Origin of the sequence: Nonomuraea sp. NPDC059007, assembly GCF_042740555.1 — a bacterium.
In the GTDB taxonomy this organism is placed as follows: Bacteria; Actinomycetota; Actinomycetes; order Streptosporangiales; family Streptosporangiaceae; genus Nonomuraea.
Map to the genome: position 1 here is coordinate 65,175 of NZ_JBHYJD010000022.1, position 24,169 is coordinate 89,343.

The window sequence follows — 24,169 nt, forward strand, 5'->3', positions numbered from 1 at the left end:
CGGGGCCCTGACCTCGGTGGGCGATACTGGGATCGAACCAGTGACCTCTTCGGTGTGAACGAAGCGCTCTCCCGCTGAGCTAATCGCCCGCCCTGCCTGGCCCCTTGCGGTTCCCGACGGGGAAAACCATACCGCACTTCCGGAGCAGGTGGCGAAGCGACGAGGCGCCCCGAGAGGATTCGGGGGGAAACGCGGTGGTTGCCCATCGTCGTGGTGGCTGGTTGGCATAGCATCGGTCATGTTCGGAAGGCGCTGGGAAAGGGGATCTTTCGCCCGAAAGGTGCCGAGGGCTCGCCGGGGTGGGCTCTACAGCTCGCAAAACCCTTGCAAACACGGCCCGATTGATGCCGTTTAGCCTGGTAGATGCCCAAATGTCCTGCTGTGATGTGCGTTACAGAAGGCCTCAGGAGCGGAATCTTTCCTACAGGTTTCTTCGTTCCGCGTCATAGCTCAGGACGAAGTCCGTCAGAGCAGTAAGCCCCGAAGAGGGGACCCTACGACGAAAAGGTTTGGCTGACGATGAACAGCACCACCGTCTCTGCCGAGCTTGGCCTTCGGCTTGTGGTCCCCGACCGTACGACCGTCCCCCTGCTCGCCGGACTGAGCTACACAGCCGACGACCCGTATGCCATCCGCATGGCCTTCCACGTAGGGAACGACGAACCGGTCGAGTGGATCTTCGCCCGCGAACTCCTGACCGTTGGGATCGTGCGGCGTGTCGGCGACGGCGACGTGCAGGTCTGGCCTGCCCGCGCCGACGGCGAACGCACGCTGCACATCAGCCTGACGTCACCGTTCGGGCAGGCGCTCTTCGAAGTCCCGCTGGCACCTCTCACCGAGTTCCTGCATCGCACCTACGAGAAGGTGCCCGCAGGCAGGGAGACCGACTTCATGGACCTCGACGCCGAGCTCACCAACATGCTCTGGCCGTCCTGACCCCCTCGGCCGCGCCTGCCCGGCCGTACCAGACCCCCATGGCAGGATGAGAGGTGCCGTGAACCTCTTCGAAGTCCTCAGCGAACCTGCCGCGCGTGAGCACGTGGTGCGTTGCCGCGCGTGCCGGCATGTTCTGCGCGCCCCCGAGTCGCGCTGGGCCAGGATCGGCCCGGAATGCGCCGAACGCCTCGGTCTGGCCAGGCGTAAACCGGTGCGGATCCGGGCCGCCGCGGCCCACTGGATGTGCGAGGGCCAGCTCGATCTGCTGGCTCAGAGGCAGGAGACCGAGTCGCGGTAGCTCGAGTTGTACGAGCACTTGTCGACGAGCCTGCCGCCGGCGTCACGGACGTAGGCGCTGTCCTTGTCGTTGTTCCACACGTACGCGCGCCGCCCCCAGTAGACCGTGCTGGTCCCCGACGTGCCCCGGCCGGTGCGCAGGGTGAGGCTCTTGCCCGCCTTGAGCACCTGCCCGGGTCCGAAGGTGTACCGGTAGCCGGTCTGGTCGGCGATCGTCCACCCCTCCAGGTCGAGGGCTGCCCTGGTCGTGTTCCTGACGACCGCGTACTCGCCGTTGAGCGAGGAGTTGGAACGCCGGTCCACGCCGGGGGAGTCGTAGTACACCTTCACGAGCTGGATCTTCGGCACGGCCGCCTGGGCCGGTGCCGCCGTCGCGATCAGGGCGGCCGCGCAGGCGAGGAGCAGGGTGGTGGGACGCATCGTCGGGTCCTCCATCGATGGGTGGACCCGTGAGACGTGTGAAGATCGCCCTAGGTTGACCCGTTGTGGCGGAGCCGTACCACGGAAGGGTCGAGAGAGCCGCCGAGCAGCTGGATCGTGCGGGTCAGTTCGGCGCGGACGAGGTCCAGCACCCGGTCCACCCCCGGCTCGCCCGCGGCCATCAGCCCGTAGAGGTAGGCGCGGCCGATGAAGCACGCGCGCGCCCCCAGCGCGAGCGCGGCGGCGACGTCGGCCCCACAGCGCACGCCGCCGTCCAGGTACACCTCCGCCCGGTCGCCCACGGCCTCGGCCACCCGGGGCAGCAGCTCCAGGGGTGTGGCCGCGCGGTCGAGCTGGCGGCCGCCGTGGTTGGAGACGGCGATCCCGTCGATCCCGGCCTCGGCCAGGGCGACCGCGTCGTCCACGCGTTGCACGCCCTTGACCACCAGCGGACCGCCCCACGCCCCGCGGATCCACTCCAGGTCGGCGAAGGTCACGCCCGGGTCGAACATGAGATTGGTGATCCCGGCCAGATCGCTGCCGCCCATGGTGGCGAAGGTGAGAGGTTCGCTGGTCAGGAAGTCGAACCACCAGGCCGGATGCCGTACCACCCCCAGCGCGCTGCGCCAGCGCAACGTCGGCGGCATGGTGAGGCCGTGCCGTACGTCACGCAGCCGCGCGCCGGCGACCGGCACGTCCGCGGTGACGACCAGCACGTCCATGCCCGCGTCGCGGGCGAGGTCGAGCGCGGCCCGGCTGCGACCGCGATCGCGCGCCACGTAGAGCTGGAACCAGTTCCACCCGCCGGGCGCGGCGCGCGTCACCTCGGGCGCGGACGTGGTCCCCATGGTCGACAGCGTGTACGGCACGCCCGCCCTGGCCGCGGCCCGCGCCACCGCCTTCTCCCCGTCGCGGTGCATCATGCGCGTGAACCCGGTCGGCCCGAGAACCAGAGGCATGCTGATCTCCCGCCCCAGCACCCGCGCCGTCAGCGGCACCTCACCGACGTCGCGCAGGATCCGCGGCCGGAACTCCACCCGCGCGAACGCCTCGCGCGCCCGCGCCATGGAGATCTCGCCCTCTGCCGCGCCGTCCACGTAGTCGAAGACGAGCCGGGGCGCCCGCCGCCTGGCCAGCAGCCGGATGTCGGCCACGTCGGCCGCGGCCAGCAGCCGGTCCCGCCTGCCGAGGGGCGGCAGCACCGCCCGCAGATCGCGCCACCGGGGAAACCGCCGTCCATCACCCATCCGACCATTACACGAAATTTGCCGCCACTCGCGATAGCGTTGACGCCATGATCGGGGAGCTCGTCGCCGACACGCCCGCCGCCCAGGCGCTCCACGCCGAGCTGGTGGCCCGCTGGTCGGAGCCGCACCGCCGCTACCACACGCTCACGCACCTGCGCGCGGTGCTCGCCGCCGTCGACGACCTCGCCGACCTGGCCGAAGATCCCGTGGCGGTACGGCTGGCCGCCTGGTTCCACGACGCGGTCTACGACGGTCGGCCCGGCTGGGACGAGGAACGCAGCGCCCAGCTCGCCCAGCGCCGCCTGCCCGCCTGCGGCGTACCGGCGGAGCGGGTGGCCGAGGTGGCCAGGCTGGTCCGCCTGACCGCCGCCCACGACACCCTTCAGGACGGCGACGCCAACGGCGCGGTCCTGTGCGACGCCGACCTCGCGGTCCTGGGCCGGCCCGGATACGAGGTGTACGCGGCCGACATCCGCCGGGAGTACGCGCATGTGCCGGACGAGCTGTTCGCGGCCGGGCGGAGCGCGGTGCTGGCGCGGCTGCTGGCCGTACCCCACCTTTACCGGACGGAACGCGCCCGCGCGTTGTGGCAGGAGCGCGCCCGCCACAACATGAGCGCCGAACTGGCCGCGCTCCGGGACTAGGCGGCGTAGTTGCGCAGGACGGCCAGGGCCCGCGCGGCGTGCGGGCCCGTCGCCTGGAGCGTGGAGTCGGCCGGGGCCAGGCGGCGGGCGCCCACCAGGCAGAACTCGGCCGCGGGACCGGTGATGACCGACGGCGAGCCGGGGTCGCCGTAGTGCCACGTGCCGCCGTCGGGGGCGGTCAGGACGCAGTGGACGGGCTGGGGTTCCAGGCCGGACAGGGTGAAGGCGTAGGGCAGGGTGCGGTGGCCGAGCCAGGCGATGTGGCGCAGCCGCGCGGTGGCGGGGTAGGCGAGGCCGAGCGGCGCGGTGACGTCGTAGGCGTGCGCCCAGTGCTCGGCCAGGCGGGTCGTGGCCAGGGTGCCCGGCGACAGGGTGCCGGCCACCCACATCAGGCGCGATCGCGGCGGGTGCGCCGCCAGAGCGGGGGGAGTGGCGAAGGCCGCGGCGCGCCAGCGGGCCAGCAGCGCGTCCGGGGTGATGTCGCGCTGGGCGGCCACCAGGCCGGCGGCCATGCCGTCCACGTCGCTGACGGCCGGGTCGCGGGCGAACAGGCCGTCGTGGCCGTCCAGGGAGGCGGTGACCAGCTCCTCGGTCTGGGCGAGGTGGAGCACGACGTCGGAGACGGTCCATCCCTCGGCGGCCGAGGGGTGGGACCACTGCGCGGGGGTGAGGGCGGCGAGGACGGAGTCCAGTTGCCGGTACTCGGCTTCCAGGTCGCCGAAGATGTCCGTCATGGGCCCACCGTACCGAATAATGTTCTGGGTTACGACGATCGTTTACGGCGCCGCAGCCCGCCCTCGGTCAGCCGCCGCAGCAGTTCCCGGCTGCTGACCGCCTCGGCGCCCAGCGACACCGCCTGGGCGTGCACGGTCTCGGGGACGTCGTAGTGGTCGCGGTCGAAGGCGCGCACCGGCACCCCGAGGCGCCCCGCGAAGGCGTGCAACTCCTCCAAGGAGGTGTCGCTGACCAGGTGGGACCACATGAGGCCACGCGGCCCCGGCCAGTTCGGCGGATCAATGAGGACGGTCATCCCTCACATTGTCTACGAAACCGGCACCCGCCCGCGTACCTCCAGCTCGCTGAGGTCGCCTACCACCAGGTCGGCGCCCAGCTCGCGCATCTCCGCCGCGCGGCCGTTGCGGTCCACGGCCACGACCAGCCCGAAACCGCCCTTCCTGCCCGCTTCCAGGCCCGGCAGCGCGGCTTCGACGACGGCGGCGCGGGCGGCCGGCAGGTCCAGGCGGCGGCAGGCCTCCAGGAACAGGGCGGGGTCGGGCTTGCCGGGCAGGTTCATGAGGGCCGCGTCGTTGCCGTCCACGACCAGGTCGAACAGGTGGGCGACGCCCGCCCCGGTGATCAGCTTGCGGCCGTGGGTGCTGGACGTCACCGCAGCGGTGCGGCAGCCCCGGCGGCGCAGCTCGTGCAGAAGCGCGACGGCCGAGGGGAAGGCGGCCACGCCGTACTTGTCGACCTGGGCCTGGAACTCCAGATCCTTGGCCCGTCCCAGGCCGTGCACGGTCGGCGCGCCCGGCTCGTCGTCGGGCGAGCCCGCGGGCACGGTGATACCGCGCGAGGCCAGGAAGGTACGCAGCCCGTCCAGGCGGGGCCGTCCGTCGACATGGCGCACGTAGTCGGCGCGAATGTCGAACGGCGCCGAGCGGCCGCGCAGGAAAACGTCGAAGACATGCTTCCACGCGGCCGCGTGCACCCGCGCGGTGTCGGTCACGACGCCGTCGCTGTCGAACACGACGGCGCCGATGGCACTCAGGTCGATGGCGTGTCCGTTCACATACGTGACGTTACGCCGCCGCTCTGCCGTCTACCAGGCGACGGGGAGCTTCTCCAGTCCGTACACGATCGCGAGCTTCCTGAAGGGCACCTCGCCGTCCACCCGCAGGTTCGGGAATCGGCGCAGCAGCGCCGGATAGGCGATGCGCATCTCCATCTGCGCCAGCGGGGCGCCGATGCAGCGGTGGATGCCGTGCCCGAAGGCCAGATGGGAACCGGCGCTCTCCCGGCCGGGCACGGCCGTGTCCATGTTCCCGCCGAGCGCGGGGTCGCGGTTGGCGGCGGTCAGCGAGCACAGCACGAGCTGGCCCTTGGTGATGGGCGTGCCGAACAGGTCGAGGTCCTCGCGGGCGAAGCGCGGGAAGGCCACCTGCACGACCGTCATGTAGCGCAGCAGTTCCTCGACGACGTGGTTGACGTAGCCGTCGACCTCGCGGACCTTGGCGGCCTCGTCCGGGTTGTTCATCAGCCAGAGCGAGCCGAGGGCGAGCATGCTGGTGCTGGTGTCGTGGCCGCCGGTCAGCAGGCCGTCGGCCATGCTGGCGAGCGTGCGGTCGTCGAGCTCGTCGCCGTGCTCGCGCAGCAGCTGGCCGAGCAGGCCGTCGCCGGGGTTCAGGCGCTCGCGGGCGACCAGGTCGGTCAGGTACGTCATCGCGTCGTTGATCGCCTGCAGCGACGCCTCGGGTCCCTCCGTGAAGTCGAAGCGGTCGGTGCTCAGCTTGAGGAAGTCCGACCTGTCCGCGTACGGCACGCCGAGCAGCTCACACACCACCAGCGACGGGATCGGCAGCGCGAACGCCTCGACCAGGTCGGCGCTGTTGCCGGCCGCCTCCATGCGGTCCAGGTGCTCCTCGACCATGGCCTCGATCCGGGGCTCCAGCCTGCGCAGGCGGCGCATGGTGAACTCCGGCGTCAAGTACTTGCGCAGCCGCGTGTGCTCGGGCGGGTCGCGGAAGCCGAGGCCGCCCGGGTCGTCCTGGTTGGACCCCAGGCCGATGACACCGGCGAAGTCGTTGCTGAACCGCTCGTGGTCACCCAGCACGGCGCGGACGTCGTCGTAGCGGGTCACCAGGTACACGGTCTGGTCGCCGGGGATCTCCATCGGGAACACCGGCTGTTCTGTGCGGATCCGGGCCAGCTCGGCCACGGGGTCGAAGCCTTCGCGCATGAACTGCACGAGGGGAAACTCTGACTCAGACATCAAACCCATCCTGCCGGAGGCGTCATCGCATTTTGTCGGGATAAATCCCGTTATAGATGGTCCCACCTGCTGACGGGCCTTCGTCCACCCCCATCCACAACCCTCAGATTCCGGTACGGCAGGGCGCATCCGCACGCCACGTTACGCACGCGACGCGCCCCGCGCCTCCGGTGCGCCCACAAGCCCGGGGCATCTGGGGGGAACAGCGCCCCGAAATGGGGGTACGACCGGGGTTTGCCCCGACCCCGCCACCCGACCGACCACCGTGAGCAACCTCTCAACCTCCCGGGAGCCCCGTTCGCTCCCCACCCGGCTCGGGGCTCCGCCCACCGGCCCCCGGCTCGGGTCATCCTCCGGCTCGGTCCCCGGTGCGCGGGGACCGCCCCGGCTCGGGCTCGCCCTCGGCTTCGGTCTTCCGGCTCCCCGGTTCGGATCCTCGGCCTCCGGCTTCGGTCCCGGCCCACCCTCCGGCTCCGGGCCAGGGGGTGAGGGCTGGAGTGCTGTGGGGTGGGGGTCAGGGGGTGTCGAGGAGGGGTTGGATGAGGGGGGCGTACCAGGTGACCAGGTCTTCGGGGGAGGCGGTGGCGGGGCCGGGGAGGCGCAGGCCGTAGCGGGCCAGGGCGAGGCCCAGGAGCTGGGCGGTGATGAGCTGGGCGCGCAGGGCGGTGTCGGGGCCCTGGAGGTGGTTGGCCAGGCGGGTGGTGAATTCGCGTTCGACGTACTCGCGCACCATTTCGGGTGATTGGCCGGAGCGCAGGAGCGCCAGCGGGCCCATGCCGCCCGCTTCGTCGAAGGCGGCGAGGAAACCGCGGACGATGCGGGCCGCGGCGCCGTCGAGGCCCTCCGCGAGCAGGTCGTCCAGCGGGTCGCGCGGGCTCACCGGACCCTCCAGCGCCGCGGCGAACAGCTTGTCCTTGCTCCCGAAGAAGTAGTGGATCATCGCCGGATCCACCCCGGCGTCGGCGGCGATGGACCGGACGGTGACGGTGTCGTATCCGTGCGAGATGAAGCGGGCTCGAGCCGCGTCGAGGATGCGCCGGCGGCTCTCTTCGCCGCTGCGCCACCTGCCGCGCCGCCCGGCGCCCGACTCGCTCATGGTGAGAGTGATCCTACTTTTCTCCATCGCCGTTGAAGAAACCGGGTGAACTCTGGCAAAATTCTTCACCAACGACGAAGAAATGAGGCCGGCATGCCGTACCCCTTCATCGCGACCTTCGAGGAGCCGGACCGTGAGCAGGTGGGCGGCAAGGGCGCCAATCTCGGTGAACTGATCCGCGCCGGTCTGCCGGTGCCCGGGGGCTTCTGTCTCACCACCGCCGCCTACGAGGCCTTCGCCCGGGACGGCATGGACGCCCTCTACGACGAGCTGGACGCGCTCGACCACACCGATCTCACGGCGCTGGCCCACGCCGGCGCCCGGGTACGCGGCCACCTCATGGACCTGCCCATGCCCCCGGACGTCGAGGCCGCGCTCCTGGCCGCCTGGAACGAGGCGGGCGCCGGGCGTGCCTACGCCGTACGCTCGTCGGCGACCGCCGAGGACCTGGCCGGCGCCTCCTTCGCCGGGCAGCAGGACACCTTCCTCAACGTCGTCGGCCGCGACCAGCTCCTCGACGCCGTACACCGCTGCTGGGCCTCGCTCTACACCGACCGCGCCATCGCCTACCGCGCCCGCGGCGGCTTCGGGCACCGCGGCGTCCGCCTCGCCGTCGTCGTGCAGCACATGGTCGAGCCCGAGGTGTCGGGCGTGATGTTCACCGCGGACCCGGTCTCCGGCGACCGCCGCGACATCGTGGTCAACGCCTCGTGGGGGCTGGGCGAGTCGATCGTGTCCGGCCTGGTCGACGCCGACCTCTATCGGGTACGGCACGGCGTCGTCACCGATCGGGTCCTCGGCGGCAAGAAGGTGACGATCGAATCGCTGCCCGGCGGCGGCACGCGTACCGTCGAAAGCACCGGACGCGGACAGGCGCTGCCCGACGCGCAGATCCGCGCGCTGGCCGAGCTGGGCGCGCGCGTCCAGCGCCACTTCGGCACACCCCAGGACGTCGAGTGGACCTGGGCGCGCAGCCGCTTCCACATCGTGCAGGCGCGGCCGATCACCTCGTTGTTCCCCGTTCCCGAGGGGTCGGGGCCGAGGGTGTACTTCTCCTTCGGCCACCAGCAGATGATGACCGACGCCATCAAACCGCTCGGACGCTCGGTTCTGCGCACGTTCTTCCCCTTCGGCGGCTCGGCGACCGGCCAGGAGAGCCCCTACCTGGTGCCCGCGGGCGGCCGCCTGTACATCGACGTCACCCGGGTCCTGTCCACTCGCCTCGGACGGCCGCTGCTGATCCGCGCCCTCGCCGGCATGGACGAGCAGGCCGCCGCCGCGCTCGCCAGGGTGGCGGAGCGGCCGGAGTACCGCCGCGGTGGCCTGCGCGGCGAGCTGGCCGTCGCCCGCTTCGCCGCCCGTACCCTCGGCAAGATCGTCAAGAGCCTGCTGCGCCCCGGCGCCGCCCGCGTGGAGGCGGAGGCGTTCATCGCGCGCACGCTGCGCTTGGCCGGGGCGGAGATCGGCGCGAGCACCGGAGCCGAACGCGTGCGCCGCATCCAGCGCACGATGCGCCACGTGCCGATCCGCATGTACACCGAGGTGCTGCTCAAGCCCGTCGCCGGAATGCTGGCCGGGGCCGTCGCCGCCGCCCTGAGCAGGCGCTGGCTCGGCGACGAGGCCGAACTGCCCGCGCTGGCCAAGTCACTGCCCGGCAACGTCACCACCGAGATGGGCCTCGCCGTCGGCGACCTCGCCGACCTGGCCCGCGACCGCCCCGGCGTGCTCGCGTTCCTGCGTGACCCGCCGCGCCCGCTGGTGTGGCCGGAGGGCGAGTTCACGCGCGCCTTCGAGGACTTCCTGCGCAGGTACGGCATGCGCGCCCCCGGCGAGATCGACCTCACCAGGACGCGGTGGCGGGAGGATCCGGAGCAGTTGTTCGCCGGAATCCTGGCCAACGTCGAGACGACCGGGCCGGGGGAGCACCGGCGGCGCTTCCGCGACGGCGAGCGGGAGGCCGGACAGGCGGCCCGGCGGCTGCGCGCCCGTCTCCTTGCGACCAGGGGCGGGCGGGCCAAGGCGGTGGTGATGGCGCGGGTGGTGCGGGTCTACCGGGAGTTGCTGGCGCTGCGGGAGCACGACAAGTACTTCACCGTGCGGCTGTTCGACGTCTTCGGTACGGCGGTGCGCGAGGAGGCGGCCGGGCTGGTGGCGAACGGGGTGCTGGAGGCCGCGGACGACGTGCACTACCTGACGCTCGGGGAACTGCTCGGCCTGCTGGCCGCGGGCGGGCCCGCCGTACCGGTGAAGGAGCGGCGGGAGGCGCACGCGGCGGATGTGCTTCTGCGCCCGCCCAGGGTGCTGACCGGCGACGGCGAGGCCGTCGCCGTGGCGCGGGCGGCGCCGGAGCGGGAGGGCGTGCTGGCCGGGCAGGCGGTCTCGGCGGGCAGCGCGGAGGGACGCGCCAGGGTCGTGCTGCGCCCGCAGGACGCGCGGCTGGAACCGGGGGACATTCTGGTCGCGCCGTACACGGATCCGGGGTGGACGCCGTTGTTCGCGGCGGTGACGGGACTGGTGCTGGAGGTGGGCGGGATGATGACGCACGGCGCGGTCGTGGCCCGTGAGCTGGGGCTGCCCGCCGTCGTCGGGGTGGACGGGGCGACGACGGCGATTCCGGACGGGGCGCGGATCCGGGTGGACGGCACCCTGGGTACCGTGCACCTCCTGTGACGGGAGAAAATGATGGGGCGAGACCGGTTTGGCGTACAAGAGGGCGACATTCTGCGATGATCTCGCTGTATACAGTCGGACATCCAACCTGACGGACAGTGACTGATGCCCCCATTTGAGGAAATCGCCGCTTTTGTCGCGGAAAAGCCGGTCGTGACCGTGATCATCTCGGTGCTGGGACTGATCGTGCTCGCGCTGGCCTTCATGCTCATCAAGATCGCTTGGCGGGCGGGAGCGTGGTTGTTCAGCCGCTACGTCTCGCCACGGCCGATCGAGGACGTCCTCACGGTCGTGGCCGCGTGCATCGCCACGGGCGTGTCGGCGCAGGGCATGTGGCGCTTCTCCGGCGACGTACTCGGGCTTGACGGGCCGCTGCGGTTCCTGCTGTTCGCCTTCATCGAGGTCGCGATCATCACCTCGGCGGTGCGGGCCAGGCGCAACATGCGCGAGAACTTCTCCGCGGGCATCGACGGCATCGCCGTATGGGCGCTGACCTGCCTGACCGCGGTGCTCTCCAGCATGGACGCGCGCAGCCTGCCCGAGGCGATCTTCCGCCTGGCCGCGCCGCTCGTCGCGGCGTGGCTGTGGGAGCGCGGCATGGCCATCGAACGGCACCGCATCCGCGGCACCGGCCGCATCAACTGGCGCCTCACCCCCGAGCGGCTGCTCGTCCGCATGGGCCTGGCCGAGGTCAGCGACCGCACCGCCAGCGAGGTCGACGCTCACCGCCGCCTCACCCGCGTCGCGCTGGCCGCCAAACGGGCCAAGGCGCTGCGCGAGGGCGGAGGTTCCGAGCGGAAGGTACGCGCCGCGCTGGCCAAGCTCGACAAGGCCATGGACCAGGCCGTCGAGCACACCGGCCTGGCCGTCGACCCGCAGCGTCAGGAGGCGCTGCTGGCCCAGATCGCCGCCCTGTACAACACCTCCAAGCTCGTCGACGCCGACCCGCGGGTGCCGTGGGAGCCCGAGCACGACCACCAGCCGGTGCCCGCCCGCGCCCTGCCGCCCGCGCTGACCCAGCTCCACGACGACGAGGACGACGACGTGTTCGACGCGACGCCGCAGGTGCTCGACACGGCCGAGCGGGCACGGCTGATGCGCGCCGCCCGGCGGTACTGGGACCGGCAGATCGAAAAGCGGATCGTGCCGCGCACCGTGGACATCGCGCAGGAGGTCGGCATCGCGGTGGGCACCGCCAGGGAGTGGCGTGCCCTGTGGAAGCTCGAACCGCAGGCGCACGCCATCATCGAGGCCCTGTACCAGGAGCACGGCATCGTCGACACCGGCTCCTTCCCCGCCGTCAAGGACGACGACCGCATCCTCACCAACACCCCCTGACCGCCCCCTGGACCCCGGCCCCTCAACCCACCATCGGGCTTGTCAAAAGCCTCGGGTTTCCGGGGCTAGGTCAGGGCGGCGGAGACCACTGCTCTGGCCTCCTCCTGGACCTCGGCCAGGTGGTCGGGGCCCTTGAAGGACTCGGCGTAGATCTTGTAGACGTCCTCGGTCCCGGAAGGGCGGGCGGCGAACCAGGCCTGGCCGGTGGACACCTTCACCCCGCCCAGCGCCGAACCGTTGCCCGGAGCCTCGGTCTGGACCGCCGTGATGGGGTCGCCGGCCAAGGTGCGGGCGGTGATCTGCGAGGCCGACAGCTTGCCCAGCACCGCCTTCTCCTCGCGGGTCGCGGGCGCGTCCACCCGGGCGTACGCGGGCGCCCCGAAGCGCTCGGTCAGCTTGGTGTAGTGCTGGCTGGGCGAGGACCCGGTCACGGCCAGGATCTCGGCGGCCAGCAGCGCCAGGATGAGCCCGTCCTTGTCGGTCGTCCACACCGAGCCGTCCCGCCGCAGGAACGACGCCCCCGCGCTCTCCTCCCCGCCGAACCCGAGCGAGCCGTCCAGCAGTCCCGGTACGAACCACTTGAACCCGACGGGCACCTCCACCAGCCGCCGTCCCAGCGACTCCGTCACCCGGTCGATCATGCTGCTGCTGACCATGGTCTTGCCGACCCCGGCCGCGCCCGGCCAGCCGGTGCGGTGCTCGTACAGGTAGGAGATGGCGACGGCGAGATAGTGGTTCGGGTTGAGCAGCCCGCCGTCGGGCGTCACGACGCCGTGCCGGTCGGCGTCGGCGTCGTTGCCGGTGGAGATGTCGTAGCGGGAGCGGTTGTCGATCAGGGAGGCCATCGCGTAGGGGGAGGAGCAGTCCATGCGGATCTTGCCGTCCCAGTCGAGGGTCATGAACCGCCAGGTCGGGTCGACGAGCGGGTTGACCACGGTCAGGTCCAGCCGGTGCCGCTCGGCGATCTCGGCCCAGTAGGCGACGCTCGCCCCGCCGAGCGGGTCGGCGCCGATGCGCACGCCGGCGTCGCGAATGGCGTCGAGATCGAGGACCGAGGGCAGGTCGTCCACGTACGCGCCCATGAAGTCGTGCCGGCGTGTCGTCTCCGCCTCGAGAGCTCGGGTGTACGGCACCCGCCGTACCCCCTTGAGACCCGCGGCGAGCAGCGCGTTGGCGCGCTCCTGCACCCACCCGGTGGCGTCGGTGCCGGCGGGACCGCCGTTGGGCGGGTTGTACTTGAAGCCCCCGTCGGCGGGCGGGTTGTGCGACGGCGTGACCACGACCCCGTCGGAGCCCGGGTGGGTGAGGATGGCGTGGGAGACGGCCGGCGTCGGCGTGTAGCCGTCGCGGCTGTCGATGCGCACCTCGACCTCGTTGGCGGCGAAGACCTCCAGCGCCGAGACCCGGGCGGGCTCGGACAGCGCGTGCGTGTCGATGCCGAGGAACAGCGGCCCCGACACGCCCTGCGCCGCGCGGTACTCGCAGATGGCCTGGCTGGTCGCCAAGATGTGATCTTCGTTGAACGCGCTCTTCAGTGCCGACCCGCGGTGCCCTGAGGTGCCGAACGCCACGCGCTGACCGGGATCGCCGGGATCCGGATGCAGCGCGTAGTAGGCGGTGACCAGCCGGGAGACGTCGACCAGGTCGGCCGGCTGAGCGGGTTGTCCTGCGCGATCATGGGTCATGGAAGCAAGCCTATGATGGGCGGAAAAACTAGAATGGAGTTCGGTAGCGATGCGGATCGGACTGTTCCTCAATGAGCCCAGGGGCGATGACCCCATCGCCGAGCTGCGCGAACGCCTGGCCGGCGCCGCCGCCGACGGTTTCGCCTCGGCCTGGATCTCCAACATCTTCGGCCTCGACGCGCTGACCGCCCTGGCCGCCGCGGGCGGCGCCGCGCCCGGCCTCGAACTCGGCACCGCCGTCGTGCCGACCTACCCCCGCCACCCGGCCGTCCTCGCCCAGCAGGCGCTGACCGCCAACGCCGCGCTCGGCGGCCGCCTGACGCTGGGCATCGGCCTGTCGCACAAGGTCGTCATCGAGAACATGTACGGCTACAGCTTCGACAAACCCGCCCGCCACATGAGCGAGTACCTGTCGGTGCTGCTGCCGCTGGTGCGCGAGGGCGAGGTCGGCTTCCAGGGCGAGACGCTCAAGGCCGACGTGCGCCTGAGCACCCCCGGGCGCGGCCTTCAGGTCCTCATCGCCGCCCTGGCCCCGCGCATGCTCCACCTGGCCGGCGCCGTGGCCGACGGCACCGTCCTGTGGATGACCGGGCCCAAGACCGTCGTCGAGCACGTCGCGCCCGCCGTGACCGCCGCCGCCGAGGAGGCCGGCCGTCCCGCGCCGCGCATCGTCTGCGCCCTGCCCGTCTGCGTCACCGACGACCCCGCCGCCGCGCGGGCGCGCGCCGAAGAGGTCTACTCGGTGTACGGCCAACTGCCCTCCTACCGGGCGATGCTCGACAAGGAGGGCGCCGGCGGCCCCGGCGACGTGGCCGTGGTCGGCGACGAGGACGCCGTCCGCGCCCAGATCGAGCGGCTCGCCGAGGCGGGCGTCACCGACTTCATCGCCTCGGAGTACTCCGGACGGGAACGTACGCGACAGTTCCTCAAGGGCCTAGTTCAATAGGGCGTACGGCGCGGCGCGGGGCCGGCCGGAGGATGGCTCAATAAGATCCGGCAAGGTGAGCGGGCGAAGCGGCAGGCAGAGCAGGACAGGCCTCGCCGCGCCGACGAAAGGGGCGCGGTGAAGCGCTTGCTGCATGGCATCGACGTGTCCAACTGGCAGGGGGCGGTGGACTGGGGCGCGCACGCCAAGTCCGGTGTCGCCTTCGCCTTCGCCAAGGCCACCGAGGGCGGAGACTGGAGCGACCGGTTCTTCCGCCGCAACTGGAACGGCATGCGCGAAAGCTGGATCGTCAGCGGCGCCTACCACTTCGGGCGGCCCAAAGGCGATCCGGCCGAGCACGCCCGGCACTTCCTGCGCACCGTCCAGGCCGCCGGCGGCCTGCGCAGGGGCGACCTGATCGCCCTCGACCTGGAGACCAACGACGGGCTGCCGCCCGACCGGGTGGCACGTTACGCGCGCCGCTGGTGCCGCTTCATCGAGCGCGAGGCGGGCGTGCGGCCGTTCATCTACACCTTCCTGTGGTTCGCCAGGTCGGGCAACTGCGCCGGCCTGGGCGAGTATCCCCTGTGGATCGCCTCGCCCCAGCAGCCGCGCGGCCGCCCGATCGTGCCGGGACCGTGGACCGCGTGGACGATTCACCAGCACTCCAACAGCCCGCTCGACCGCAACGTCTTCCACGGCAGCCGGGAGGAGCTGACCAGGCTGGGCTTCGACCCGCGATAGCATTCGGTGCACCCGTTTCATCGCCATCCAAGGGAGTCACCGTGTCAGCCGAGCTACGCATCACCCTCGCCGGAGCCGAGCGTGTGGTCGCGGCCGGCACGACGTACGGCGACGCGCTGGAGGCCGACGGCCGCTCGGTCGTCGCCGTCCGGGTCAACGGCGAGCTGCGCGACCTGGCCGCGCACGCGGTCCCCGGCGACGTGGTCGAGCCGGTCGAGGCCGGCAGCGCCGACGGTCGGGCCATCGTCCGCCACTCCGCCGCGCACGTCATGGCGCAGGCGGTTCAGGAGCTGTTCCCCGAGGCCAAACTGGGCATCGGCCCGCCGGTCGAGAACGGCTTCTACTACGACTTCGACGTCCCGCAGGCCTTCCACCCCGACGACCTCAAGCGCGTGGAGAAGCGCATGCGGGAGATCGTCAAGCAGGGGCAGCTGTTCTCGCGCCGCGTGGTCTCCGACGACGACGCGCGGGCCGAGCTGGCGGCGGAGCCGTACAAGCTGGAGCTCATCGGGCTCAAAGGCGGGGCAGCAGACGAGGAGAGCGTCGAGGTCGGCGGCGCCGAGCTGACCATCTACGACAACCTCGACCCCAAGACGGGCGAGCTGTGCTGGAAGGACCTGTGCCGCGGGCCGCACGTGCCCTCGACCAGGTCGATCCCGGCCTTCAAGCTCATGCGCACCGGCGGCGCCTACTGGCGGGGCAGCGAGAAGAACCCGCAGCTCCAGCGCATCTACGGCACCGCCTGGGAGTCCCGCGACAAGCAGGATGAATACCTCAAGCTGCTGGAGGAGGCCGAGAAGCGCGACCACCGGCGGCTCGGCGCCGAGCTCGACCTGTTCAGCTTCCCGCCGGAGCTCGGCTCCGGGCTGCCGGTCTTCCATCCCAAGGGCGGGATCATCCGCAAGGAGATGGAAGACTACATGCGCAAGCGGCAGCTGGAGGCGGGCTACGAGTTCGTCAACACGCCGCATCTGACCAAGTCATCGCTGTTCGAGACCTCCGGGCACCTGCCGTGGTACGGCGAGGACATGTTCCCGCCCTTCGAGCTCGACGGCACCGAGTACCGCGTCAAGCCGATGAACTGCCCGATGCACAACCTGATCTTCCGGGCACGCGGGCGGTCCTACCGGGAGCTGCCGCTGCGGCTGTGCGAGTTCGGCTCGGTCTACCGGTATGAGAAGTCCGGTGTGGTCCACGGCCTGACCCGCGTCCGCGGCATGACGCAGGACGACTCGCACATCTACACCACCAAGGAGCAGATGGGCGATGAGATCAAGTCGCTGCTGGCCTTCGTGCTGAGTGTGCTGCGCGACTTCGGCCTGGAGGAGTTCTACCTGGAGCTGTCCACTCGCGACGACTCCGACAAGTTCATCGGCGAGCAGGCCGACTGGGACGAGGCCACCGAGTCGCTGCGCCAGGCGGCCGAGGAGTCCGGCCTCGAGCTCGTGGCCGACCCCGGCGGCGCCGCCTTCTACGGGCCCAAGATCTCGGTGCAGGTCAAGGACGCCATCGGCCGTACCTGGCAGCTGTCGACCATCCAGCTCGACTTCAACCAGCCCCAGCGCTTCGGCCTCGAGTACCAGGCCGCCGACGGTTCGCGGCAGACGCCGGTCATGATCCACCGGGCGCTGTTCGGGTCGGTCGAGCGGTTCATGGGCGTGCTGGTCGAGCACTACGCGGGCGCGTTCCCCGCGTGGTTGTCGCCGGTCCAGGTGGTCGGCATCCCGATCGCCGAGTCGCACGTCGCCTACCTGCAGGACGTGGCCAAGAAGCTGCGCGAGCGCGGCATCCGGGTCGAGGTCGACAGCGCCGACGACCGCATGCAGAAGAAGATCAGGAACGCGCAGAAGGCCAAGGTGCCGTTCATGCTGCTGGCCGGTGACGAGGACATCGCGGCCGGCGCGGTCTCCTTCCGCTACCGCAGCGGCGAGCAGAAGAACGGCGTCCCCGTCGACGTGGCCGTCGCCGAGATCATCGACGCGGTGGAGCGCCGCATCCAGGTGTGACACGCCGGGGCCAGGCGGGAGAAGACCGGATGGAGGAGCGGGCGCGCGAGGGCGCCGTTGCGCAGCACGCGCGGCTGGCGGAGGAGCTGCACGCCTATGGGGCCAGCTTCAACGAGCTCGGGCGCCGCTTCGCCGACCGGCTCGGCATCCACCTCACCGACGCCTTCGCCCTGATGGAGATCGCCAAGGCCGAGTCGGCGGGCGCGCCGCTGTCGCCCGCCCAGCTCGGCAAGCGTGTCGCGCTGTCGTCGGGCGCGATGACGGCGCTGCTCGACCGGCTGGAGAAGCACGGCTACGTCTCCCGGGTACGCGAGCACGCCGACCGGCGCGTCGTCACCCTCTACGCGCAAGCGCGGGCGAAGGAACTGGCCGCGGAGTTCTTCGCCCCGATCGTCCGGCGGCAGGAGGAACTCCTGGGCCGCTACACCCAGGAGCAGCTCCACCACGTCGAGACGTTCCTGGCCGGGATGCGCGCCGCCATGGACGAGCAACTCGGCTGATCACCGCGGGTGGCAGTGGCCGCCGGTCGAGCGCGGCACGTCCAGCGTCGGGTTGCGGTCGAAGAAGCCGGTCGGCTTGAGCGAGAACCCGATGTGGTCCACCGGCATGACCGGCCAGTCCTCGGTGCGCGGGAAGTGCGTCACGCCGAAGGTGTGCCACAGCACGATGTCCTCGCCGTCCAGGCTCCGGTCGGCGGCGGTCCAGGCGGGCAGGCCGCCTCCGCCCGGGTGCTGGTTGATCAGGTCGCCGGCCGGGAAACGCTCGTCGTCGGCGTGCCGGGTCACCCACAGGTGGCGGGTGGCGAAGGCGGCGCGGGCGGCGATGGAGGAGGCCGGGTCGGCCAGCAGCGTCGGGCGCGGCTCCGGGATGAGCGTGTAGCCGACCGGCGCGCCCAGGCGGTTGGTGACCCGCGGGTTGACGACCTGCCAGACGCGGCCGCGCGACGGGTCGGCCAGGCGCTGGGCCTGGCTCTCCGTGGCCAGGCGGGTGACCTGGCGGGCGAAGGCGTTGCCGTACGGGTTGCCCTCGCCGATCGGCACGCTCACGGCGTCGATCTCGTCCACCGCGTTGGTGTGGCCGTCGACCGCCATGTCCAGGCGGGCGGAGAACAGGTGCTGGTGGAAGGGGGCGGCCAGGCCGGGGGCGACCTGGGCGGCGTACTCGCGGCCCTCGGGCGGGTAGGCGGAGGTGAACAGCACGCCGGTGGCCTTGCACTCACAGCCGATGGTGCCGTCCAGGTAGAGGTACCAGTAGAAGCCGTAGTCGTAGTTGCCGACGGTGGTGAAGAAGGAGATCACCAGGCGGCGCTGGCGGCGGGTCTCGTTCGAGCCGGCGAACATGTCGGAGTGCTTCCACAGCACGCCGTAGTCCTCCTCGTGCATGCAGATCGCGTTGCGGATCGTGGCGGGCTCGCCCTGCTCGTCGGCGACGACGACGTCGGTGTAGTGGATCTCACCGAGGCAGTCGCAGCCCAGTTCGAGGGAGTTGGTGAAGCGGCCGAACAGGTACTCGCCCTGGTCGAAGTAGTTCTGCCAGAACCGCACCGGTGACGGGTCGGCGTAGGGGACGACCATCTCGGCGATCGAGGCGCGGTGCACGACCGGCCGGTCGCGGCCCTGGTCGCGGAAGCTGATCTGGTGCAGCGTGAGGCCCTCGCGCACGTTGAAGCCGATGCGCAGGCTCCAGTTCTCCCAGTGCACGAGCCCGTCCTCGACGGTGAAGCTGGGGCCCTCCGGCTGGGTGATCTCGATGGGGCGAAGGCTGGTGCGGGCCGGGCCGGTGTAGTCGGGGTCCTGGAAGTTGCCGGGCTCGCGCGGCACCTCGGTCAGCTCCTCGTCGATCACCTTGACGACCGTGCCCGCGACGAGGTCGACGTAGGCGACCAGGCCGTCGACCGGGTGGGCCCACGGGTGGTCGTGCTCGTGGTCCTGGTGGAAGCCGAAGCTGCGGATGATACGGCGGCCCGACTCCTCCGGGTAGCCGTAGTGGCCGGCCGACAGCGGGCAGGCGCGTACGGTGTCCGGGGTGAGGCCGCGCCTGGCCAGCGCCTTGCCCCACGCCGGGTCGGTGTCGAGGATGCGCTGCACCGCCTCGAACTCCTCGACCATGATGGGCGGCTGGCCGGACACGGCCGGGTCGAGCTTCTCGACGTGGTCCACGACGCCGCGGGTGACCGAGACGAGCAGGGAGGAGGCGGCGCCGGTGGCCCGGTCGAGCAGCAGCACGCGCAGGCGGCGGTCCACGAGGTCGCCCGGGTTGTGGGCCAGCAGATCGGCCTTGGCGGGTTCTTCCGGGCCGAGGTAGGCGAAGCGCACGTCCTGGCCGAGGTGCCCCGCCGTACCCAGGATGCGGCGCGCGGCGTGGACCTCGTCAGCGGTGATCATCGCAAGCGGGTGCACGGTCATGGGGCACTCCTTACGTCAGAGGGACTTCCATCGTGCGCGAAATGATGTTCCCGGTGAAGTGCCGGATGCCCGGAAACGAAGGTTAAGGTCAGTCGCACGGCATCCCGATCTACGGAGACTGTGTGATCCCGCTCGTCCCCACCCCCCACCGGCTGAGCTCCGGCGGCGCCCGCCTGCGCCTCGGCCCGCACACCACGATCAGCCCCGGCGCCGGGCCGCTGCTCGCCGAACTGCGCGCCGCGACCGGGCTGCCCCTCCCCGAGCGCGAACGCGGCGCCGACCTCGAACTCACCGCCGACCCCGCGCTCGCGCCGCAGTCCTACGTCCTGGAGATCGCCGAGCGGGTCCGGGTGCGTTCCGCCGACCCCGCCGGCGCCTTCTACGGCCTGCAGACCGTGCTGAAGCTGCTGTCCGGCCGGGACCTGCCCCAGGTCACGATCGCCGACGGCCCGGCGGTCGCCGTCCGCGGCGTCATGCTCGACCTCGGCCGCCGCCACTGGGACCTCGCCTACCTGCGCCGGTTCGTGCGCCGGATCGCCTGGCTCGGCTACAACCGCCTCCAGCTCCACCTCACCGAGTGGAACGGCTTCCGCGTCCGCCTGCCCGGCTATGAGGATCTGGCCACCGAGCCCGCGTACAGCCTCGACGAGCTGGACGAGCTGATCGGCTACGCCCGTTCGCTGCGGATCGAGGTGGTGCCGGAGATCGACCTGCCCGCCCACGCCTCCCACCTCATCGCCCGCCGTCCCGAGCTGCGTCCGGCCGACGACAGCCTCAACGACGGCGCCCACTGGACCGGGTACGCCACCGACGCCTGGACGATGGACATCACCCGGCCCGCCAACCGCGAGTGGATCAAGGGCTTGCTGGCCGCGTTCTGCGCCGCCTTCGACACCCCGGCCATCCACATCGGCGCCGACGAATGGCCGGTCGAGCCCGCCCTGTCGGCCGCTCCCGCCCTGGTGGCGTACGCCCGCTCGATCCACCCGGACCACGGCCCCAGCGACGCGCTCATCGCCTTCGTCAACGAGCTCGCCCAGGTCGTCCGGGATCATGGAAAACGGCCGGAGATGTGGAACTGGTGGGAGTACGCCTCCGGCGGCACCCACCGGATCAGCCCCGCCCGCGACATCCGCCTCACCGCCTGGCCGGACACCGAGGCCGAGGTACGCGCCTTCTCCGACGACGGCTACGACGTGATCGCCGCCCCGGCCGTCAGCCACTACGTCACCCCGCGCACCGCCCCGGGCAACCGCACCGGCATCAACTACGTCACCGCCGACCCGCGCCACCTCTACCACGACTGGACACCGTCGCAGGTCACCGGTTACCAGCTGTGCGTGTGGGCCGACTGGGCCGAGGAACAGACCGACGCCTACTTCGACTGGTACGCCACCCGGCCGCTGGACGTCCTGGCCGACCGGTTGTGGGGCGGGCCGCTGCTGGGCGACGTGGATGACTACCTGGCTGTGGTGGACGCGCTGCCGTACCCGGGAAGCGCGCGGCTACGGCCGGTCGGCGAGCTGCGGCCGGTCAGTGGGGTGCGGCCGGTGGGTGAGGGGTGGCCTGTTGTTGCGGCGACCGTGCCTGCCCGCATCCGGCGTGTGCGGTTCCGGCCCGCGGTGCCCTCCGGTGCGCGGGCCGTGGGCGGGAAGTGGCCGGAGCCGGTGTGGCAGGCGCTGGACGCGGTGCGCGGGACCAGGTTCCAGGGGGCGCCCGCGGCCGATGGGCCCTGGGAGGATCTCGCGGTGGTCGAGTGGCTGCCCACCACCACCTGGAACGTGCTGGACGTCGAGGCCGGTGGGGCTTACGCGTGCCTGCGGGCGGTCGGCGCGCCCGACGGGCTGGAGATCGAGTGGTGGAGCGGGTAGCGGCGGTGGGGTTTCGCGGCCGGTTCTGTGCGGCTCGTTCTGTGCGGCACGTTCTGGGTGGCCGGTTCTGTGCGGTCGGCGGGGCGGCAGCCTCGGTGCCGTGAGGCTTGGGGGAGAGGCTGCCGCGCGGCCGTCAGGGCCTGAGCACGCTGCTTAGGCGCTCACTTGGCCAGCGGCTGCCCCTGCTTGTCCTTGAACGCGCCGACCAGGATCATGATGAAGTCGATCAGCACCCAGATGCCGAAGCCGCCGAGGGTGATGAGCTGGAGGATGCCGGTGCCGATCTTGCCGACGTAGAAGCGGTGGACGCCTAAGACGCCGAGGAAGAAGCAGAGCAGCACGGCGACGAGCCATGACCTGGTCATGATGGATCCTTCTGATGTGGGGGATGTTTCGTGCACGGGGCGCGATGGCATGGGCAGCCCGGTGCGGCGGAATCGACGAGACGATCTCCGCAGGGCCGAAACCCTAGCAAGCCGGGTGTGGGGCCGCCAGCAGTAGCGCCAGATATGTAAGACAACACGTCCAATATCCCCCACTGCACGATTTCCCCCCGCCACCACCGCCTCGCTGCGCGCCGTCCGGCCGGTGGCTGCGGCACGTGTATTGCGCGGTGAGGCTCACCCATGGTCTCGCCGCGTGTCCCGGGCAGTGGCCCCCGGTTGGCGCCCGGCCTGTGGGCGCTACATGCCTCGGGTGATAGCGGTGAGCCCTGGCGTGCGGGGGTCGGTCGGGTGAGGTGTGGGCCTGCGGATACCCGACATGTGGCCTGGGTTGTGGCCGACTGAGTGGGAGTGTGAGGGAGGTGGTTAGCGGGGGTAGAGGCGGAAGGTTACGGCGGGGCGGTCGCCGTACTGGGGGGCGCTTTCCTTGGGGAAGCGTTCGACGATGGAGCGGGCGTAGGACTCCACGTCCTCGTCTGTCAGGGCTTCGATGTAGGCGCGGTGCTCCATGAGGGAGGCGACTCCGCGCTCCAGGCCCGTGGTGACGTCGACGGCGTGGGTGGGGTCGGGGGTGCCGTTGATGGCTACCCAGCGGACGCCGTCCCAGCGCTCGCCGGCGTCCGGGAAGATCCATCGGTTTCCGGCGTCACCGGCGGCGTCCAGGACGGCACGGCCGACGGCTCGGTGGTCGGGGGTGTTCCAGATCGTGCCGCCCCAGGTGTCGTCGGGGTTGAGCGTGATCACCAGTTCCGGACGGTGCCGGCGGATCGCCGCCGCGATGTCCCGGCGCAGGGGGAGCCCGTATTCGATCACTCCGTCCTGGTAGCCCAGGAACTCCACGCTCGACACCCCGACCACGGCCGCGCTGGCCCGTTCCTCCTGCTCACGCAGCGGGCCCGACTTGGCCGGTTCGATCGAGTCGATCCCGGCCTCGCCGCTGGACACGATCACGTACGCGACCTCGCGGCCCTGGTCGGTCCAGGTGGCCACGGCGGACGCGCACCCGTACTCGAGGTCGTCGGGGTGCGCGACGATCGCGAGCGCACGAGTCCAGTCCTCGGGCATGGGCTCAAGCTGATCAACCATGCCCACACCTTAGACGCCCACCCCCCACTCCCGCGCACCCCTGCCTATCAACGGTCTCCCGTCCTCGGTCCGGCGCTCTGAGTGACGACTGGCCACGGCCGGGGGTGACGTGCCGCGTTACGGCGGCGCGGCGACATCACCGGAGGAGCGTGGTTCGGCAGAGCCCTGCCATGGTCGGCGGGAGGCGCCAAGGCGGCTTGCCGTAACGGATGGGAGGGACAGAGGGACTTACGGTGGTCGGCGGTAACGGATGGGACGGAGAGGGCCGCGACGGGTGGGACTTGTGGGTGCGGGCGTCAAGGAGAGAAAAGCCGGAAAATCAGGAGATGGGAGAGATGTCCGGTTCGGGGGTGGGGCGGGGCTCGCCGGGGAGGCGGACGTCGTCGACGGTGACGTTGACTTCGGTGACGCGCATGCCGAGCATGCGGCCGACCGTGCGGGCCACGTTGGTCTTGACCTCGGCGGCGACCTCCATGACCACGTGGCCGTACTCCACGACGATCACGAGGTTGACCGCCACCTGCCGGTCCTGGATCTCGGCGCTGACGCCCTGGTTGCCGCGGCGGGAGCCGATGCCGATCCGGTCGCGTACGGACTCGAAGGCCCTGGCCAGGTCGCCGCCCATGTCGGCCACTCCGGCGACTTCCAGGGCGGCCAGGGCGGCGACCTTTTCCACGACCTCGTCGGCTACCTTGATCCGGCCCTTCACGACGGCGGGCGTGGGCGCGGGCTCCGTCTGTTCCGTCTGTTCCGCTAATACTTCGCTCATGGGGGGATTGTGACGGATATGTGCCCCAGTTGTCCGGTAAGCCGGGGGCCTATGCTGCTACCTATGCACGATCAGGCAGGGGCCGGGGAGCCCGACAACTTCCAGCGGCTGTGGACCCCTCATCGCATGGCCTACATCAAGGGCGAGAACAAGCCGTCCGGCTCCGGTCCCGGCGACGGCTGCCCGTTCTGCGAGATCCCCAAGATGAGCGACGAGGACGGCCTGATCGTGGCGCGCGGCACCGTCGTGTACGCGGTGCTGAACCTCTACCCCTACAACTCCGGCCACCTGATGGTGGTGCCGTTCCGGCACGTCTCCGACTACGACGAGCTCGACCCGGCCGAGATGGCGGAGCTCGGTGACTTCACCCAGCGTTCGCTGCGCGCGCTGCGCAAGGCCAGCGGCGCCCAGGGCTTCAACGTCGGCATGAACCTCGGCCACGTCGCGGGGGCCGGTATCGCCGCCCATCTGCACCAGCACGTGGTGCCCCGGTGGGGCGGCGACACGAACTTCATGCCCGTCGTGGCGCAGACCAAGGTCCTGCCGCAGATGCTGCGCGACACCCGCGACCTGCTCGCCGGCGCCTGGGACGCCTGAA

23 protein-coding genes and 1 tRNA gene are annotated in these 24,169 nt (G+C 71.2%); 11 read left to right on the top strand and 13 right to left on the bottom strand.

The window, feature by feature from the left end:
* Nucleotides 1-17 precede the first annotated feature (17 nt).
* Nucleotides 18-89, bottom strand: a tRNA-Val gene (locus ACFWY5_RS31985).
* 430 nt (nucleotides 90-519) lie between these two features.
* On the opposite strand from ACFWY5_RS31985, the gene ACFWY5_RS31990 reads away from it, so the two are divergent.
* Together ACFWY5_RS31990 and ACFWY5_RS31995 are read left to right on the top strand one after the other, a co-directional pair.
* Nucleotides 520-936: an SsgA family sporulation/cell division regulator gene (locus tag ACFWY5_RS31990; protein ID WP_020547189.1), complete on the top strand. Its 417-nt coding sequence runs from the start codon at nucleotides 520-522 to the stop codon at nucleotides 934-936.
* A 58-nt stretch (nucleotides 937-994) separates the two neighbouring features.
* A complete protein-coding gene (locus ACFWY5_RS31995; protein ID WP_379636350.1) occupies nucleotides 995-1,234 on the top strand; it encodes a DUF6011 domain-containing protein in 240 nt (79 codons plus the stop codon).
* Here ACFWY5_RS31995 and ACFWY5_RS32000 read toward each other — a convergent pair.
* Both ACFWY5_RS32000 and ACFWY5_RS32005 read right to left on the bottom strand, forming a co-directional pair.
* Nucleotides 1,207-1,653, bottom strand: coding sequence for a lamin tail domain-containing protein (locus tag ACFWY5_RS32000; RefSeq protein WP_379636352.1), 447 nt, complete (start codon nucleotides 1,651-1,653; stop codon nucleotides 1,207-1,209). The two genes, ACFWY5_RS31995 and ACFWY5_RS32000, sit on opposite strands and share 28 nt — an antisense overlap.
* 50 nt (nucleotides 1,654-1,703) lie before the next feature.
* Nucleotides 1,704-2,900 carry an alpha-hydroxy acid oxidase gene (locus ACFWY5_RS32005; protein WP_379636354.1) on the bottom strand — a complete coding sequence of 399 codons (1,197 nt, stop codon included), beginning with the start codon at nucleotides 2,898-2,900 and terminating at the stop codon, nucleotides 1,704-1,706.
* A gap of 47 nt (nucleotides 2,901-2,947) precedes the next feature.
* Between ACFWY5_RS32005 and ACFWY5_RS32010 the strand changes: the two genes are divergently transcribed.
* Entirely contained in the window at nucleotides 2,948-3,544 is a 597-nt protein-coding gene (locus ACFWY5_RS32010; RefSeq protein WP_379622401.1) for a metal-dependent phosphohydrolase, read from the top strand.
* Here ACFWY5_RS32010 and ACFWY5_RS32015 read toward each other — a convergent pair.
* The 5 genes from ACFWY5_RS32015 to ACFWY5_RS32035 all read right to left on the bottom strand — a co-directional run bounded on the left by ACFWY5_RS32015 (nucleotide 3,541) and on the right by ACFWY5_RS32035 (nucleotide 7,629).
* Nucleotides 3,541-4,278: a maleylpyruvate isomerase family mycothiol-dependent enzyme gene (locus tag ACFWY5_RS32015; RefSeq protein WP_379636355.1), complete on the bottom strand. Its 738-nt coding sequence runs from the start codon at nucleotides 4,276-4,278 to the stop codon at nucleotides 3,541-3,543. The two genes, ACFWY5_RS32010 and ACFWY5_RS32015, sit on opposite strands and share 4 nt — an antisense overlap.
* A gap of 29 nt (nucleotides 4,279-4,307) precedes the next feature.
* The gene (locus ACFWY5_RS32020) at nucleotides 4,308-4,574 is read right to left on the bottom strand and encodes a DUF4031 domain-containing protein (RefSeq protein ID WP_379622405.1); all 267 of its coding nucleotides are present in this window, start codon (nucleotides 4,572-4,574) and stop codon (nucleotides 4,308-4,310) included.
* Between the two features lie 12 nt (nucleotides 4,575-4,586).
* Nucleotides 4,587-5,333, bottom strand: a complete 747-nt coding sequence (locus tag ACFWY5_RS32025) for an HAD family hydrolase (RefSeq protein WP_379622406.1) — start codon at nucleotides 5,331-5,333, stop codon at nucleotides 4,587-4,589.
* Nucleotides 5,334-5,363: 30 nt separating this feature from the next.
* On the bottom strand, nucleotides 5,364-6,533 hold the full coding sequence (locus ACFWY5_RS32030) for a cytochrome P450 (RefSeq protein WP_379636357.1): 1,170 nt from the start codon (nucleotides 6,531-6,533) through the stop codon (nucleotides 5,364-5,366).
* Between the two features lie 514 nt (nucleotides 6,534-7,047).
* Nucleotides 7,048-7,629, bottom strand: a complete 582-nt coding sequence (locus ACFWY5_RS32035; protein WP_379622409.1) for a TetR family transcriptional regulator — start codon at nucleotides 7,627-7,629, stop codon at nucleotides 7,048-7,050.
* A gap of 93 nt (nucleotides 7,630-7,722) precedes the next feature.
* Between ACFWY5_RS32035 and ACFWY5_RS32040 the strand changes: the two genes are divergently transcribed.
* Together ACFWY5_RS32040 and ACFWY5_RS32045 are read left to right on the top strand one after the other, a co-directional pair.
* Complete coding sequence (locus tag ACFWY5_RS32040) at nucleotides 7,723-10,299, top strand: phosphoenolpyruvate synthase (RefSeq protein ID WP_379636359.1); 2,577 nt, start codon at nucleotides 7,723-7,725, stop codon at nucleotides 10,297-10,299.
* A gap of 153 nt (nucleotides 10,300-10,452) precedes the next feature.
* Nucleotides 10,453-11,637 (top strand): hypothetical protein, encoded by a 1,185-nt coding sequence (locus tag ACFWY5_RS32045; protein ID WP_379622413.1) that lies wholly within the window; start codon nucleotides 10,453-10,455, stop codon nucleotides 11,635-11,637.
* Nucleotides 11,638-11,702: 65 nt separating this feature from the next.
* On the opposite strand, the gene pgm is transcribed toward ACFWY5_RS32045, so the two are convergent.
* Nucleotides 11,703-13,322: a phosphoglucomutase (alpha-D-glucose-1,6-bisphosphate-dependent) gene (gene pgm / locus ACFWY5_RS32050; RefSeq protein ID WP_379636361.1), complete on the bottom strand. Its 1,620-nt coding sequence runs from the start codon at nucleotides 13,320-13,322 to the stop codon at nucleotides 11,703-11,705.
* A gap of 49 nt (nucleotides 13,323-13,371) precedes the next feature.
* Between pgm and ACFWY5_RS32055 the strand changes: the two genes are divergently transcribed.
* The 4 genes from ACFWY5_RS32055 to ACFWY5_RS32070 all read left to right on the top strand — a co-directional run bounded on the left by ACFWY5_RS32055 (nucleotide 13,372) and on the right by ACFWY5_RS32070 (nucleotide 17,497).
* Nucleotides 13,372-14,268 (top strand): TIGR03564 family F420-dependent LLM class oxidoreductase, encoded by an 897-nt coding sequence (locus ACFWY5_RS32055; RefSeq protein WP_379636363.1) that lies wholly within the window; start codon nucleotides 13,372-13,374, stop codon nucleotides 14,266-14,268.
* Between the two features lie 117 nt (nucleotides 14,269-14,385).
* Nucleotides 14,386-14,991, top strand: coding sequence for a glycoside hydrolase family 25 protein (locus tag ACFWY5_RS32060; RefSeq protein ID WP_379622421.1), 606 nt, complete (start codon nucleotides 14,386-14,388; stop codon nucleotides 14,989-14,991).
* 41 nt (nucleotides 14,992-15,032) lie between these two features.
* A complete protein-coding gene (gene thrS / locus ACFWY5_RS32065) occupies nucleotides 15,033-16,997 on the top strand; it encodes a threonine--tRNA ligase (protein ID WP_379636365.1) in 1,965 nt (654 codons plus the stop codon).
* Between the two features lie 29 nt (nucleotides 16,998-17,026).
* A complete protein-coding gene (locus ACFWY5_RS32070; protein ID WP_379622425.1) occupies nucleotides 17,027-17,497 on the top strand; it encodes a MarR family winged helix-turn-helix transcriptional regulator in 471 nt (156 codons plus the stop codon).
* Here the strand turns inward: ACFWY5_RS32070 and ACFWY5_RS32075 are convergent, their stop codons facing one another.
* Entirely contained in the window at nucleotides 17,498-19,402 is a 1,905-nt protein-coding gene (locus ACFWY5_RS32075; RefSeq protein ID WP_379622427.1) for a primary-amine oxidase, read from the bottom strand.
* Nucleotides 19,403-19,524: 122 nt separating this feature from the next.
* On the opposite strand from ACFWY5_RS32075, the gene ACFWY5_RS32080 reads away from it, so the two are divergent.
* The gene (locus ACFWY5_RS32080; RefSeq protein WP_379636367.1) at nucleotides 19,525-21,273 is read left to right on the top strand and encodes a family 20 glycosylhydrolase; all 1,749 of its coding nucleotides are present in this window, start codon (nucleotides 19,525-19,527) and stop codon (nucleotides 21,271-21,273) included.
* Nucleotides 21,274-21,434: 161 nt separating this feature from the next.
* Here ACFWY5_RS32080 and ACFWY5_RS32085 read toward each other — a convergent pair whose 3' ends face one another.
* The 3 genes from ACFWY5_RS32085 to ACFWY5_RS32095 form a co-directional block, all read right to left on the bottom strand.
* Nucleotides 21,435-21,638: a TM2 domain-containing protein gene (locus tag ACFWY5_RS32085; RefSeq protein WP_379636369.1), complete on the bottom strand. Its 204-nt coding sequence runs from the start codon at nucleotides 21,636-21,638 to the stop codon at nucleotides 21,435-21,437.
* Between the two features lie 444 nt (nucleotides 21,639-22,082).
* Complete coding sequence (locus ACFWY5_RS32090) at nucleotides 22,083-22,802, bottom strand: PIG-L deacetylase family protein (protein ID WP_379622433.1); 720 nt, start codon at nucleotides 22,800-22,802, stop codon at nucleotides 22,083-22,085.
* A 319-nt stretch (nucleotides 22,803-23,121) separates the two neighbouring features.
* The gene (locus ACFWY5_RS32095) at nucleotides 23,122-23,571 is read right to left on the bottom strand and encodes an Asp23/Gls24 family envelope stress response protein (protein WP_379636371.1); all 450 of its coding nucleotides are present in this window, start codon (nucleotides 23,569-23,571) and stop codon (nucleotides 23,122-23,124) included.
* Between the two features lie 63 nt (nucleotides 23,572-23,634).
* Here ACFWY5_RS32095 and ACFWY5_RS32100 point away from each other — a divergent pair, with 63 nt between their 5' ends.
* Nucleotides 23,635-24,168, top strand: a complete 534-nt coding sequence (locus ACFWY5_RS32100; protein WP_379636373.1) for an HIT family protein — start codon at nucleotides 23,635-23,637, stop codon at nucleotides 24,166-24,168.
* Nucleotide 24,169 lies beyond the last annotated feature (1 nt).